The following is a 14781-nucleotide window of genomic DNA, read 5'->3' as shown; positions in this document are numbered from 1 at the left end:
AAATGCTCTAAATTGGTTTAATCATTGTGGTCTGTTTTTTGAGCCTATTAGATAGCTCTTCTTGTGGTGAATTTGATCGCAAACTGCTGTAATTATTCGTGAACAACAAAATTCCCGACTTATTTAATAAGTCGGGAATCTAAGCTTTTCGATTTTAAGTAATCATTAAGGATTGCTATAGATAAGCATTCCCAATAGGAGGCGTAGCAGTAATCAGGAAAACTCCCTTTTCGCTATTTCCCATGCCTTTATTTCTTAGTCTGATCGAGAGCTAAATTCAGCTTTAACACATTAACTCCAGGCTCGCCAAAGATGCCGAGAAACCGACCATCGGTGTTTTGAGCAATCAAAGTTTCCAGTTGGCTCGGCTGAAATCCTCGCGCCTTGGCCACGCGGGGAATTTGCGCGATCGCAGCTTCGGGGGTGATATGAGGGTCAAGGCTGGAAGCAGAGGTGTAGACTAGATCACCAGTCGGTTGCACACCTGCTTTTTTCAGACGATTCAAGTCACCTTCAATTTTTTTGGTGGGGTCTGGATCATCTTTACCTTTGATGCGTTCCAGTAATGCGGGATTACTAGGAGCCAAGTTACTAGCACCAGAAACGCCAGTTTTCAAAACTCCCGCATCATCCTTTTTGGGATCGGCTGTGCTGTAGCTGGTGGTGCTGGGACGGCTGTTAAAATAGCGATCGCTAGTAAAAGGTTGACCAATTAAGGCAGAACCGACAACTTGACCGGCGCTATTTTTCAGGAGACTACCGTTTGCTTGAAACGGAAACACAGTTTGCCCAATGGCAATCATCGCCAAAGGATAAATAATTGCGCCGATTATCCAGAGTACCAATGTAGAACGAACAGCTCTGCTAGCTTCGCGTGCAAAACTCATTAGAATTTCTCCGGTACAAACATTACAAAAAATAAATAGATGGAAAGCCCTAGCGTCACCATTCCTAACAGCCCCAATCCCCAAGATTGACTGCGGGAAAGTTGTTCACCAGTGGCTGCATAGACTAAAGGTGCAACCACTAGATTGAAACACATTGCCAGGAACAAATACAGTGGCAGCTTTTGTCTACGCCATTGACACCAGATTTCAGTTATTTCTTCTAATACTTGGGATGCAACGATAGTGCGTCGGATATGAACGGGTTTCATAGGAAATTAAGACAAAGGTAAGATAATATCTATCAGTTTGATGGCAATGAAGGGAGCAACGATTCCACCAAGGCCATAAATCAAGATGTTGCGACGTAGGAGTTGATCTGCTGTTAAAGGCAAGAATTTTACCCCTTTGAGTGCTAGCGGAATTAATGCCGGAATAATCAAGGCATTGTAAATCAGCGCCGAGACGATCGCAGATTGGGCACTCTTTAATCCCATAATATTCAGTGCGCCGATTCCAGCAGCCGCAAAGATCGTGGGAATGATCGCAAAATACTTGGCGATATCGTTAGCGATCGAGAATGTTGTCAATGCTCCACGAGTAATCAACAACTGTTTTCCTATGGTTACTAGGTCAATTAGCTTTGTGGGGTCAGAGTCTAAATCCACCATGTTAGCGGCTTCTTTAGCAGCTTGCGTCCCAGAGTTCATTGCCACACCCACGTTTGCTTGAGCTAGGGCAGGGGCATCGTTAGTACCATCACCAGTCATTGCCACCAGTTTACCCTGAGATTGTTCGGAGCGAATCACTTCAATTTTGTCTTCTGGAGTCGCTTCGGCAATGAAATCATCAACCCCAGCTTCTTCGGCAATTACTGAAGCCGTAATTCGGTTGTCACCTGTGAGCATAACGGTGCGAACACCCATGCGGCGGAGTTGGTCAAATCGTTCCCGCAGACCAGGTTTGACAATATCTTTGAGGTAGATGACACCATAAATCTCGTTACCTTGGCAGACAGCTAAGGGCGTACCTCCTAATCGGCAAACTCGCTCATAAGCTGCATCTATATCATTAGGAACTTCTCCGCCATTGGAACGGACAAACCCTTTAATGGCATCCACTGCTCCTTTACGAATTTGTTTGCCATCGGGTAGATTTGTGCCGCTCATGCGGGTTTTTGCCGAAAACTCTACACCTTCGGCTTTGTCGATGTTAAAATCTACCGCCGCCTGAGATTTTTCTGCTAAAACTACAATTGACTTGCCTTCTGGGGTTTCGTCAAACACGCTAGCAGCTAGGGAGACTTGCGCCACGTCTTTTAGTGAGTGATTATTCAGGGGAATAAACTCATCAGCCATGCGGTTCCCCAAGGTGATCGTGCCTGTCTTATCTAGCACCAAGGTATTGATGTCACCACAAGCTTCTACTGCTCGACCAGAGGTAGCGATGACATTAAACTGGGCAACCCTGTCCATACCTGCGATGCCGATCGCACTAAGCAAACCACCAATAGTTGTGGGAATCAAAGCTACGAGTAGCGAAATCAGGATGGCAACGCTAGCACCTGCACGCAAACTGTTTCCCGCCTCAACCCCAAAGGCTGTGCTGATAAAGCTGGCAATGTAGCCCACGAAGGGAGGCATTGTTGACACCACAATTAAGAACACCTGTGTTAGTACTGCTAGCAATACTGTCAAGGCAATTTCGTTGGGAGTCTTGGTACGTTGTGCCCCTTCTACCAAGGCAATCATCCGATCGATAAAGCCTTGACCAGGATCAGCACTAATGCGAATTGTCAACTCGTCGGAGAGTAGGTGTGTACCTCCTGTCACCGAACTGGCAATATCTGTACCCGGTTGCTTCAATACAGGAGCAGATTCCCCAGTAATCGCAGACTCATCCACTGAGCCAATACCTTTAATTACATCCCCATCGGCGGGAATCATATTATTTGCAATCACTTGCACCAAATCCCCCCGCCGCAGTTCCGTAGAACTGACTTGTACTATCGAACCATCAGGGAGAATTTTGTTAGCGATCGTATCCGATCGCGTCGTTCTTAGTGAATCAGCCTGGGCTTTACCGCGTCCTTCAGCTACGGCTTCGGCAAAGTTGGCAAAAACGAGTGTGAAAAACAGAATAAAGGTAATCAACCCGTTTAAGACGCGTTGTTGGTTGATATCTGCCTGGATTGTGCCAAACAGATTTGGGTTAAGGGTAACTAGAAAGGTGACAATCGTCCCCACCCAAACAACAAACATAACTGGGTTTCTGACGGTAATCCGAGGATCTAGCTTGATAAATGACTCCCGAATTGCTCTCTGATAGAGTCCCCGCAAATCCGCTTTGGGCGTGTGCCTGCGCGAATCACGAGTTCCAGATGGAGTCCGGGCCGAAGGAAAATCAGTAGTAGTTGGCATATATTAAATTTTGGGCATGAGTCTTTGAGGTGGATGAATCCAGTTCCGAGGTGGATGAATCCAGTTCCGAGGTGGATGAATCCAGTTCCGAGGTGGATGAACGGAGTTCTGAGGTGGATGAATCCAGTTCCGAGGTGGATGAACGGAGTTCTGAGGTGGATGAATCCAGTTCCGAGGTGGATGAATCCAGTTCCGAGGTGGATGAATCAGTCTCTAATTCTCCTTGTCCCTTTGTCCCCTTGTCCCTTCATCTCCCCATTCCCCACTCCCTACCCAATACCTTTGGCAATAAAAAAGGCTTCACCGATGGGACCCAATGCTAATACTGGGAAAAATGTAAGTGCGCCTAAAATTAAAATCACGCCTGCGGTGACACCTGTAAATAATCCGGTATCGGTTCGCAATGTACCAGTCGTGTAGGGAACAGCTTGTTTGCGAGACATACTATCTGCTAACAACAACAGACCGATGATCGGAATATAACGTCCAGCTAGTAAACTGAAGCAGGTACTTAGATTCCACCAGAGGGCGGTTGCAGTAGTTTTTGCACCCGTAGCGTTGGCGAAGCCCGTCGCAGACATCGCTAACGGAGAAGGTTGTGAATCGCCTAAACCTTCAAAGCCAGAACCGTTGTTGGCAGCAGCTGAGGCATATTCGTAAATTACCTGAGAAAAGCCGTGAAACCCAGGATTGCTAATCCCTGCCAGTTGGTCAGGAAAAGCTAAGGCGATAGCCCCCGGAATCAAAATGGCGATGGGATGAACCAGCAAAATCAGGAAGCTAGCAAGCACAACCTCACGCTTTTCAATCTTGCGTCCCAGAAATTCTGGCGTGCGTCCCACCATCAGACCGGTGACGAATACCGCCAGGATGCTATAGGCAAACAAGTAAGCTGTTCCTGTACCTTGTCCACCCCACATGATTTGCAGGAACATATTAGAGAGAAAAATAAAACCACCCGCGGGCATGAAGGAGTCGTGGAAACTGTTGACTGCGCCGCACATAGTACCAGTTGTACTTACCGCAAACAGTACAGATTGTGCCCAACCAAAGCGGACTTCTTTACCCTCTAGGTTCACTTGCTGACTGCCCAAAAGCGCATTTACAGCCGGATTGCCGTTATATTCCCCAATGCCAGCGACAATCAAAAATCCGACAAAAATTACACCAACCATGCCATAGAGTAACCAGCCTTGTTTGGTGTTATTTGCAAACAAGCCGTAGGTATAGATCAGGGACGTGGGAATCGAAAGCATTGCCACGATCTGAATTAAGTTAGAAAATGCGTTGGGATTTTCAAAGGGGTGTGCGGAGTTGCTCGCAAAAAAGCCGCCGCCATTCTCGCCTAGCTGTTTGATAATTTCAAAGTGGGCAACTGGGCCAAGAGCGATCGCCTGACTAATATTAGGATCTTCTAAAGTCGGAAATACTGCGGGTCCTGCCAAGGTTTCTGGCACACCAAGCGCCATGAAAACGATCCCGCCGACAATACTAATCGGCAGCAAAATTCGGGTTATCGAGCGAATTAGATCTACATAGAAGTTGCCTAAAGGTCTACCCGTCAACCCTCGAATAAAGGCGATCGCTACTGCTATACCCGTTGCAGCCGAGGTAAACATATGGTAGCCTAACCCCAACATTTGACTACCGTAGCTCAAGTAAGTTTCACCAGAATAGTGCTGCTGGTTGGTATTGGTAATAAAGGAAATTGTAGTGTGTACTATGGTGTCCCAGCTTGGGGCGCCGATCTTGGTTGGGTTAAGCGGTAGCCATCCCTGATTTGCGATCAGGAAGAAAATCAGCAACATCATGACTACATTACTGTACAGAATTGATCGCGCATACTGCCAACCCGTCATATTTTCTTGGGTTTGAACGCCAACCAAAGAATAAAGCACTCGTTCAAACGGATTCAAAATCACGTCGAGAAAAGTACTTTGTTCTAGGAATACCCGCGCCATGTATTTCCCAAAGAAGGGAGTTATCGCTACTATAATTAGTAGCGTTAATGCAATTTGAATCCATCCTTGTAGCATTGGATTAGTCGAACTCCGACATGAATAAATTTCAGATGAATATCAGATATTTTCTGGCGATGAATCAGAAAAAACAATCAAGTATAGCGGCATTATGATTAACTAACCTATAGCTATGAGCTTTCTCAATTAATCATCGAGCTTTTTGCTAAATAACACAAGGTATAAATTAATATTTAAACTACCCTATACAAGGAATATATTTGTTTATATATACAAATCTTTAGAGTGTTTATTTCGATATATCTGCAAATATAGAAGGACAGGGAAATGCTAAACAAACAGCTATAGCCGCAGGGCAAACGCATCGTGTCAATAATAATGTTTCCATCTCAATAGCCTACTTATTGAGAAGATTTTAGGCGATCGCTAACCAACAAAAATACTAGTACTTACGCACTGTACAAATTCATCATGACCTGCGTTAGCAAAAATAGATTGTTTCAGACTTTTATTAATTATCCTTTGATCGTAAATAGACGAACTGTAGGGGTAATTCATGTAGCTTTAGCTGACCGCAGGGTATTACCCCTACGAAAGATGTGGTTTTTCACCTGATACCTATTTGGTATTTATTGTCAATGCGTAAGTCCTGAATATTAGCCCTTTCAAGCTGGGTACAATTTTTGGATAATAATTCCTCTTTTCTCTGTGTTCTCTGCGCCTGGAGTGGTTCAATAAATAACTTTTAAACCGCAGAGGCACGGAGAACGCAGAGAGGAAAGCAGAGATTTTATCAGTGACCTTGAAAGGGCTAGTCCTGAATACTACTCCTAGAGTCAGGAGTCAGAAGAAGGCAGTGTATTGAGAAACCAGTACGTTGGACGCGTTAACAGACTTGTACTGCTTTGGAGAACCCGCGATCAAAGCATCTGCCGTTTAGGAGTCTAATTCCTAATTCATAACTGATTTTGGCGACAAATTCCAAATGCTGAAGTGTAGGCGTGTAAGAACGTTCTGCCACCAACAGGGCCGATTTCACCGCCACAGAAAAAGCCGCTTACAGGAATATCGTTAAGGTAGCGCCGAAATAGTTCCGAATCGAAATTGGGTTTACCATATAGTCCTTCACCTCGCCCCAGACAGGAAAACATCAAGGCAGCTACGGCAGAGGGTTCAGATTCTCGCTCGTCTTGATAACTTTGGAGGAGTAATTCTAGGTCTTCAGCAGAGGCTTGGGCATCGCGTATATGGAATTGCAGCGTTTGACCAGGACGGACGCGATCGCCAATTGCGATCGCCCCAGCTGTTGGATCGACCCCCAGAATACCCCGAATTAAAAAGTCTCCTTGCTGCAAAGCCAGCTTAAATTCATCCATTGCCACACCAACAAACAGAGAATGCTGTGCTAAAATCCGTTCTTGTTCGCTGAGACTGGCAATCAAATCTCGCAACACCATCAGAGGTACTTTCTCATCTAACTCCAGAATAATATTGCGATCGGCTTTTGTGACTTGCAATGGTTTGCCAATCGGTCGGCATCCCTGGGCGACAATCGTTTCCAAAACAATATTGCCAGTCAAAGCTATACCAACAGTGCCCTCACGATACAGACTTTGGTCTTCCTCACCGCCGGCATCGTTACAAAATAGGGCAATACGACCACCCATTCCCCCACCACTAGCTTGTCCCCCTACGATCACTGATCCTGGATAAGCAAAATCCAGCCCCTGCAACAAATCGTTGATTCCAGAAGCGAAGGAACTAGATAGTAAGATAAACTGGGGTGTCGGTGATGCTGGCACACCGATCAAATCAAGCCAAGCATCTGGTGAACTATCTAAATCAGGTAATTCTTCAGCAACAACATGAAAGACTTGAATTTTCACTCCTGGAAGGTGTGCTAAAGTCAAGCTGATAGCTGGTTCAGCTTCTAGTTCTTGGGTTTCTCCGCTAACTGTTGTCCCAATCACACCTCCACCACTACAGCCAATTAGCACTGGCACAGAAAGTTTCTCAGCTAACAAAGGTAACAGTCGGGAATACTCACTCGTAAAAGCAGACGAAATGAATACCAGTCCTAGATCCGCAGGTGCTGTTAACGATGAGACAGCTCGTTCCACCACATCTGTAACGGCGGCTTCCAAAGAATGACGGGTTGATAGGGCGTTTGCCCACTGCATTTGGTCTGCCATGAGTTTTGAGCTTCTTTCTCTTTTTAGGCTAGTAGGTTTTGATTTTTTATTTTGGGAAGAATTACATTTTACAAGAATTCACGCCAGCCCTTTGTTTCCTGCATCCCAAAAAACTGGAGTCGTCATTCCCTAATATATGCATCTCAATATATTGTATGATTATTTATCTGTAGTACTGATTCCACAAAATCTTAAAAAATAAAGCTAAATGCAACGCGATGTGCAACTTATTCTTGGAATCCCGCTTTCATTCCTTTCCCCCACAGTCCGAGAGGCTTTGAATCTTACTCCCCTTCCCTTGTAGGGAAGGGGTTGGGGGTTAGGTTTGAGAAAAAGTCGCACACGGCGTTAAATACATCATAAATGCAGCAGTTTGCTGTGTTGGTTAGAAATCAATCGGCTAAAACACTAACTTATCGAAAAATTGGGTCTAAAACCCCGTCCTTCTAGGACGGGGTTTGGTATAATACTAGAGTACCCCAGGGCTTGCGGAAGGCTCAAAACCAAAGCCTGTGGAGCGAACCTAAGACCTATTACCCTTCGGGAGGTGGAGGCAGTTGCTATGAAGCAGGAACCCAAATAGTAATGTTTGGGAATCACCGTGGCTTTAGTCCGGTGAGGATGTCAAGATCAGCTAAGTGGTTAGAATGGTTATTAATAAAGCCAAAAACTGCCATTTGTGAAGTTCTTCTATACTAGTATTAACTTTTACACCCTAAGCCCCCCACTGAATTATCTACTCAGAATCAGTGGCGGGATATAAAGCGGGTGAGAAAAACATGGAAAAACGAACTTTTTTTTGGTATGATCAAACATCTTGACCATCAATGCCGTAAGCGAAAACCAAGCTAATAGGTATATGTTGCAAGATAAAAAATTTCGGTCTTGGGAACCAGGACTTCTGCCCTTGGAGGGAATGTAAGACCAACAGGATTACAGAGTTCTCTTGGCTATTCCCGATGAACTGGGAAGCCCACACTATACCGCCTAGCGGTTGGTGTGTGGTAGTTCACCAACACACAACGAGACTAAAGCAATGACCAACATCCAAGAAACAGCAAAGAGCGACATCCAAGAAAAAATCCACGAAGAAGTGGAACAAGCGCGTACTGTCTGTGATATTAACGGTAGCAGCTCACCAGAGTGTGCTGCTGCTTGGGATGCAGTAGAGGAATTGCAAGCTGAAGCTTCCCACAAGCGCCAAAGCAAGCCAAAAAACTCTCTAGAACAGTATTGTGATGATAACCCAGATGCAATTGAATGCCGGGTTTACGACGACTAAAAATTGAGGCAAGTAAATTTTCTGTTCCTTTGGTCAGCAAGCAACCAGGATTTACTTACTGAGATTTCGCATTTTTACGCCACTCGCGGCTAAAATAGTACTCTCCTATTTCATTATTTTCTCCAACCGGTAGAAAATTGGTGAGATATCTGGAGTTAGGAATGTCTAAGGGTTAAAATTTAATGAATTGGCTATAGGGGCGTACATCTGTACGCCCCTATAAACTTGTTTGTAGTATATATTTCGTGAAATCGGATGAGTTAGAGAGCGACTTGCTTACAGAAAGAAGTTAGAGCGCAGTCTTGAGGCTAACCACTGAGCTTTATGCTTTGATTGAACTATTATCAAAAAGAATTCAGAATGAATTGGAGTCCGACTGACTCCTAAATAAAAGGTAGGACTTACGCAAAACTACACGCTAGTAGGGAGAATTCATGTAGATGAAGGCTGACCGCAGGGTATTGCCCCTATCTGAAAATCAGAATTTCGGCTATTGTTTGCCTAAGTACTGAAAGAGTTTAATATCCCTGTCTTATTAAGCGGTCTACAATCAGGTAGTGGATAAAACCCTAGTTGATTTATTCTGACTTCTGACTTCTAAATTCTTTTTTATTTATTGTTTGAGAAAAACTATGGACTATAATATTTGGTTTCGCCCTTTTGTCTGGATTGATTACCGACTGGCGGTATTATTCCTGGTAATTATTCCGCTAATTCTTCTGATTTGGGCATTTGTGCAAAAAGCAGAAAGCATACAACGCTTATTAACTATATACTGGCGAATATCAAGCTTGGTGGCAATCACGATTTACTTAATGATTGCCCAATATCCAGTTAGCTTTATCTCTGGGTTGATGGCTCGGATTTTGATCCCGATTTCGCTGTGGTTCTGGGTGGATCTCAACGATGAAATTGAGTATCAAACCAGTGGCTCTTTGAAATTTATTTTTACCTCTTGGCGCTGGGCTACAACTGTTTATTGTATTTTGGGTACACTAGCTTTTATCCCTTTTTTGGGTTGTGCTTTTTCTGGCAATGTGCTAAGTACTCCCTATTGTCGCGTCTGGTTTGAGGCTCCATTGCTATTCAAAGAATATTTCCATGCTAATAGCAAGGCTGAGTTCTTAGGTTTTCTTGGCATAACTAGTTTAGTAATTTATGTGCTTTACTTAAGCTATTTTGTTCTGATTAAGCTGGGCAAGCAGGGACGCTCGGCCACACCACAGTAACCGTCGCTGCGTCACTACACCCCTACTCTTAAAAAAATGAGTTCCATTGGCAAGCGACTGGAAGAATACACCGCTAAACGCCCTCAAGAAGTCCTACTTGTAACGGTGGAAATTGCCGATGAGCAGGATACAATTGCTATTTTCAAAGGCTTTTCCAGTTCTTTGATGCGCCCAACGGCATTTGATGCAGATGTACCAGTTATGCCAGATGGGGCAAACATTCTCAATATTGACCGAGTAGCCAGTCCTTACAATCCTGAAGCCCCCCGTTATATTCAACAAGGACTCACTTGGTCAGCTATGGAAGCTCTATTATTAGAAATGGGAGTCTAACTAATTCGTAATTCGTAATTCGTAATTTTGTGGCAAGGGTGACTTTGTGATTGTTGATGGAGCATCGTCACAGCCCTGCTAAACTCCAGAACAAGGTGGCAGAAAAAATTTTGCATGGAATATTGAGTGGAACCCAAAGAAGGCAGCGTTAAACCTTGAGAAGCATGACGTTTCGTTTCAGGAAGCTTCAACCGTATTTAATGACCCTTTATCTGTAACTTTCCTTGATCCCAATCATTCCATTAGAGAAAACCGCTACATTATTATTGGCATATCTGGTTTTGGACAACTTTTAGTTGTTGCACATACCGACCGAGGAGAAAAGGTACGAATTATTAGTGCCCGAAAAGGCACTCGACACGAGAGGAGATTTTATGAAGAGGGAAGTTGAAAATGAAATGGAAGACGAATTACTTTCTGAGTACGACTTCGCTCAAATGGAGGGAGGAGTTAAGGGCAAATATATTGAAAGATATCGTGCAGGGACGAACTTAGTGCTTTTAGATCCCGATGTTGCTCAAGCTTTTCCCAATGATGCAGCCGTGAATGGAGCGTTAAGGATGTTAATCCAGGTTGCCCAGCGTCAGCAACTCAATACTGCGGTGCAGCAGATGGACACGCGATTCCCAGGTTAAAATGGGAAAATCCACAGCCTGCACAACATGAGCGAAAGCGTCTACATCGAAACCAGCATTCTTGGTTATCTCACAGCTAGATCGACCAAAAACTTGATTCTTGCCGGAAATATTGAGGTGACAAGAGATTGGTGGGAGTCGCGTCGGAGTGCATTTAACCTCTACATCTCACAAGTCGTTCTAAGTGAGGTAGCACAGGGCGATGCAGAAATGGCTGCTCAAAGACTTGAGGCGGTGCGTGGTTTGCCATTACTTGAAGTGACCGAAGCTGTGGAGGATTTAGCAGCACAGTTTATGATGCGGAGTAACCTTCCCCCCAAAGCTTCTGATGATGCGATTCATATTGCACTGGCTACAGTCAGCAGTCTAAATTACCTGTTAACCTGGAATTGCAAGCATATTGCAAATGCTCAAATCCAAAGGAAACTGCTGGAGATTTGTTCTGATTGTGGATATACTTTGCCAATAATCTGTACGCCTTATGAATTAATGGGAGAGTAATTATGTGGCAGGATGAAATCTTAGAGGAACTCCATCGAATTCGTGAGGAACACGCAAAGTCCTTCAACTACGACATGAAGGCAATTTGTGAAGATTGGCGAAGACAACAGGCACAAAGTGGCAGACGGTTTGTGACGCTAACTCCTGTGCGGCAGTCTAACAATGCGGTGCAATAGACGGAGCAGAAATAGTTGTTGGGATGGGAAAGTCATCTGCCGCCGATGATTTGAGCGGTTACCCTCAAGGAAGCAAGTTAAAGTTGAGGTCTAAATTGCCCTGCGCGAACAATTTTGAAGAATTATTTTGACTTTTAAATTTAAAAAATGTCCCGTTCTGGATACACACTGCCGGTATTTGCCTGCGCGGCTGCTATTGCCGCTTTACATTGGTTACGCGATCGCCAACCCCTAAAATTTGCATCTGTAGATTTAATTGAACCCGCTCAAATAGCAGAAATCCCAATTGAACAGGTAGCAGGACTATCTGAAAATATGGCTTTAGCGATCGCTCGCAGTGATCCTGGTGATAATCTTGACCTGACTAAAGATACACCGATTTGGGCATTGGTGGAATGGCGAGAACAGGGTGATGATGCTGTAATCATCAAAGGAGGGGAAGGAATTGGCAGGCAGATGAATGCTGATGACAAGCCGGCTATTTATGCATACCCTCAAAGGCTGTTGCAAGAGAATTTGCAACGAATGCTAGCACCTGGGGAAAAAATCACGGTGACAATTATTCTACCCCAAGGGCGATCGCTTGCTGTTAGAACTTCAAATTCTGCCTTTGGTGTGGTTGAAGGACTTTCCCTTTTAGGCACAACTGGCATTTCTCAACCATTAAGTACACCAGATCAACTTGCAATTTTTCGGGATCAATTACAAAATAAAGCTAGTCGGTTTGAGAGTTTAGTATTCTGTATCGGTGAAAATGGGCTAGATTTGGCGCGTAAACTAGGGATTAATCCTGAACAATTGGTCAAAACTGCTAACTGGCTTGGCCCAATGTTAGTAGAAGCGGATGTGCTGGGTGTGAAAGAAATCTTATTATTTGGCTATCACGGTAAGCTGATGAAACTGGCTGGGGGGATTTTTCACACTCATCACTACTTGGCTGACGGACGCCGGGAAATTTTAGCCGCGCACTGTGCGATCGCTGGTTTAAAATCACCAGATATCCAAGCTGTATTTAATAGTGCCACTGCCGAAGCAGCACTAACATATTTACGATCGCTAGATGCTGAAACTGGTAGTGATTGGGTAAATCAAGTTTACACTGCGATCGCCGAAACTATCGATGTTCGTTCTCAAGAATACATTCAAAGCCATAGCGAAAGGGGCACAGAAGTAACAATCTGTGGCTCGATTCTTTTTGATCGCGATCGCAAAATTATCGTGAAGAGTAAAACTGCTGATCTGTTGATGGAAAAATTATGTTAATTTATTATAAATAATCGTAAACAATCCAAATAAATAGTCTTTTAAGTAACCACTCTCGGATAAGTTTATCGTTTTCATACCATTTCCGACTCAGGGACTAGACAAACGCACATAAACTCGCGTTTGTAAAGGCTCTGTATACCATTATCAGCTTGCCGAGGCTGAATAATAGCATCACCATAGACTACAAAGCATCTACCCTTAACAGATATAACTCTCCCGTCATGAATACAGCGGTGATACCAACACAACAAGCGCCTCAAACATTAGAAAATGTTGGGCGGCTTGATCGTCAATTGATTGTAATTCTGGACTTTGGCTCCCAATATTCTGAGCTGATTGCCCGTCGCATCCGCGAAACTCAAGTATACTCTGAAGTTTTGTCCTATCGCACTACTTCTGCACATTTGCGCCAACTCAATCCCAAGGGAATCATCCTCTCCGGTGGACCGAGTTCGGTTTATGGTGATAATTCTCCCCATTGTGACCCCGAAATCTGGAATTTGGGAATACCCATTTTAGGTGTTTGCTATGGGATGCAGCTGATGGTAAACCAACTCGGTGGAGAAGTGGCAAAGGCTGACCGAGGTGAATACGGCAAAGCATCATTATATATTGATGATCCCACAGATTTGCTGACTAACGTTGAAGATGGCACTACCATGTGGATGAGTCATGGAGACTCAGTTACCCAAATGCCATCAGGGTTTGAATTGCTCGCACATACAGAAAATACTCCCTGTGCTGCGGTTGCCAACCACGAACGGAAACTTTACGGCGTTCAGTTCCATCCAGAAGTGGTGCATTCGATTGGCGGTATAGCATTAATCCGTAATTTTGTCTATCATATCTGCGATTGCGAACCTAGTTGGACAACATCGGCTTTTGTCGAAGACGCAATTCGAGAAATTCGCGCCAGAGTTGGACAGAAGCGGGTGTTGTTGGCGCTGTCTGGGGGAGTGGATTCTTCTACGTTGGCCTTCTTGCTGTATAAAGCGATTGGCGACAACCTGACTTGCGTGTTTATCGATCAAGGCTTTATGCGAAAGTATGAGCCAGAGCGATTGGTAAAGCTGTTTCAAGAGCAGTTTCACATTCCTGTAGAGTATGTTAATGCTCGCGATCGCTTTTTAGCTAGGATTACTGATATCACAGATCCTGAAGAAAAACGCCGCCGCATCGGACACGAATTTATCAGTGTATTTGAGGAAACATCTAAACGCCTCGGTCAGTTTGACTATCTGGCTCAAGGGACTCTTTATCCAGATGTGATCGAATCTGCTGACACCAACGTTGAACCCCAAACTGGTGAGCGGGTAGCGGTGAAAATTAAGAGTCATCACAATGTTGGCGGTTTGCCCAAAGACCTAAGATTTAAATTGGTGGAACCACTGCGGAAACTATTTAAAGATGAAGTCCGCAAAGTTGGGCGTTCCATTGGTTTACCAGAAGAGATTGTCCAACGTCAACCTTTTCCGGGGCCTGGTTTGGCAATTCGCATTTTAGGGGAAGTTACATCTGAGCGATTAAATATTTTGCGCGATGCCGATTTGATTGTGCGGCAAGAAATTAATCAACGCGGGATGTATCATGATTTCTGGCAAGCATTTGCTGTATTGCTACCAATTCGTAGTGTTGGCGTTATGGGGGATCAACGTACTTACGCTTACCCGATTGTTTTGCGGATTGTGACTAGTGAAGATGGGATGACTGCTGATTGGGCGAGAGTGCCTTACGATGTCCTAGAAGCGATTTCCACTCGGATTGTGAATGAGGTGAAAGGGGTGAATCGGGTGGTTTATGACATCACTTCTAAGCCGCCTGGAACTATTGAATGGGAGTAATCAAGTTTTGAGTTTTGAGTTTACTTAACTAAAAGCTCATCAC

15 protein-coding genes are annotated in these 14781 nt (G+C 44.4%); 10 read left to right on the top strand and 5 right to left on the bottom strand.

Features of this window, described 5'->3' with window-relative positions:
• Nucleotides 1-248: 248 nt before the first annotated feature.
• From kdpC to kdpB, 3 genes are read right to left on the bottom strand one after another with little or no spacing between them, the layout of a single operon-like run.
• The gene (gene kdpC, locus V7K15_RS08795) at nucleotides 249-887 is read right to left on the bottom strand and encodes a K(+)-transporting ATPase subunit C (protein WP_334904862.1); all 639 of its coding nucleotides are present in this window, start codon (nucleotides 885-887) and stop codon (nucleotides 249-251) included.
• Nucleotides 887-1156 carry a potassium-transporting ATPase subunit F gene (locus V7K15_RS08790; protein WP_334904860.1) on the bottom strand — a complete coding sequence of 90 codons (270 nt, stop codon included), beginning with the start codon at nucleotides 1154-1156 and terminating at the stop codon, nucleotides 887-889. Before V7K15_RS08790 ends, kdpC begins: the two co-directional genes overlap by 1 nt.
• Before the next feature lie 6 nt (nucleotides 1157-1162).
• Nucleotides 1163-3304, bottom strand: a complete 2142-nt coding sequence (gene kdpB, locus V7K15_RS08785; RefSeq protein ID WP_334904858.1) for a potassium-transporting ATPase subunit KdpB — start codon at nucleotides 3302-3304, stop codon at nucleotides 1163-1165.
• A 29-nt stretch (nucleotides 3305-3333) separates the two neighbouring features.
• Between kdpB and V7K15_RS08780 the strand changes: the two genes are divergently transcribed.
• The gene (locus V7K15_RS08780; protein ID WP_334904856.1) at nucleotides 3334-3627 is read left to right on the top strand and encodes a hypothetical protein; all 294 of its coding nucleotides are present in this window, start codon (nucleotides 3334-3336) and stop codon (nucleotides 3625-3627) included.
• Here V7K15_RS08780 and kdpA read toward each other — a convergent pair.
• Nucleotides 3574-5340, bottom strand: coding sequence for a potassium-transporting ATPase subunit KdpA (kdpA, locus tag V7K15_RS08775; protein WP_334904854.1), 1767 nt, complete (start codon nucleotides 5338-5340; stop codon nucleotides 3574-3576). The genes V7K15_RS08780 and kdpA overlap by 54 nt on opposite strands.
• 899 nt (nucleotides 5341-6239) lie before the next feature.
• On the bottom strand, nucleotides 6240-7475 hold the full coding sequence (locus V7K15_RS08770; RefSeq protein ID WP_334904852.1) for an FIST signal transduction protein: 1236 nt from the start codon (nucleotides 7473-7475) through the stop codon (nucleotides 6240-6242).
• Between the two features lie 1036 nt (nucleotides 7476-8511).
• Between V7K15_RS08770 and V7K15_RS08765 the strand changes: the two genes are divergently transcribed.
• From V7K15_RS08765 to guaA, 9 genes are all read left to right on the top strand, one after another.
• Nucleotides 8512-8757, top strand: a complete 246-nt coding sequence (locus V7K15_RS08765; RefSeq protein ID WP_334904850.1) for a Calvin cycle protein CP12 — start codon at nucleotides 8512-8514, stop codon at nucleotides 8755-8757.
• A gap of 632 nt (nucleotides 8758-9389) precedes the next feature.
• Entirely contained in the window at nucleotides 9390-9986 is a 597-nt protein-coding gene (locus tag V7K15_RS08760) for a DUF3177 family protein (RefSeq protein ID WP_334904848.1), read from the top strand.
• A gap of 36 nt (nucleotides 9987-10022) precedes the next feature.
• Complete coding sequence (locus V7K15_RS08755; RefSeq protein WP_334904846.1) at nucleotides 10023-10319, top strand: DUF7734 family protein; 297 nt, start codon at nucleotides 10023-10025, stop codon at nucleotides 10317-10319.
• Nucleotides 10320-10440: 121 nt separating this feature from the next.
• On the top strand, nucleotides 10441-10710 hold the full coding sequence (locus tag V7K15_RS08750) for a BrnT family toxin (protein ID WP_334904878.1): 270 nt from the start codon (nucleotides 10441-10443) through the stop codon (nucleotides 10708-10710).
• Nucleotides 10694-10954 carry a hypothetical protein gene (locus V7K15_RS08745; protein ID WP_334904844.1) on the top strand — a complete coding sequence of 87 codons (261 nt, stop codon included), beginning with the start codon at nucleotides 10694-10696 and terminating at the stop codon, nucleotides 10952-10954. Before V7K15_RS08750 ends, V7K15_RS08745 begins: the two co-directional genes overlap by 17 nt.
• A gap of 27 nt (nucleotides 10955-10981) precedes the next feature.
• On the top strand, nucleotides 10982-11455 hold the full coding sequence (locus V7K15_RS08740) for a type II toxin-antitoxin system VapC family toxin (protein ID WP_334904843.1): 474 nt from the start codon (nucleotides 10982-10984) through the stop codon (nucleotides 11453-11455).
• A 2-nt stretch (nucleotides 11456-11457) separates the two neighbouring features.
• Nucleotides 11458-11631: a hypothetical protein gene (locus V7K15_RS08735; protein WP_334904841.1), complete on the top strand. Its 174-nt coding sequence runs from the start codon at nucleotides 11458-11460 to the stop codon at nucleotides 11629-11631.
• Between the two features lie 147 nt (nucleotides 11632-11778).
• Entirely contained in the window at nucleotides 11779-12894 is a 1116-nt protein-coding gene (gene cbiD, locus V7K15_RS08730; protein WP_334904839.1) for a cobalt-precorrin-5B (C(1))-methyltransferase CbiD, read from the top strand.
• Nucleotides 12895-13118: 224 nt separating this feature from the next.
• Nucleotides 13119-14738 (top strand): glutamine-hydrolyzing GMP synthase, encoded by a 1620-nt coding sequence (guaA, locus tag V7K15_RS08725; protein ID WP_334904837.1) that lies wholly within the window; start codon nucleotides 13119-13121, stop codon nucleotides 14736-14738.
• Nucleotides 14739-14781 lie beyond the last annotated feature (43 nt).

The sequence above is a fragment of the Nostoc sp. genome (genome assembly GCF_036919815.1).
Lineage (GTDB): Bacteria > Cyanobacteriota > Cyanobacteriia > Cyanobacteriales > Nostocaceae > Nostoc.
This window is presented reverse-complemented; position numbering and strand designations above follow the sequence as displayed.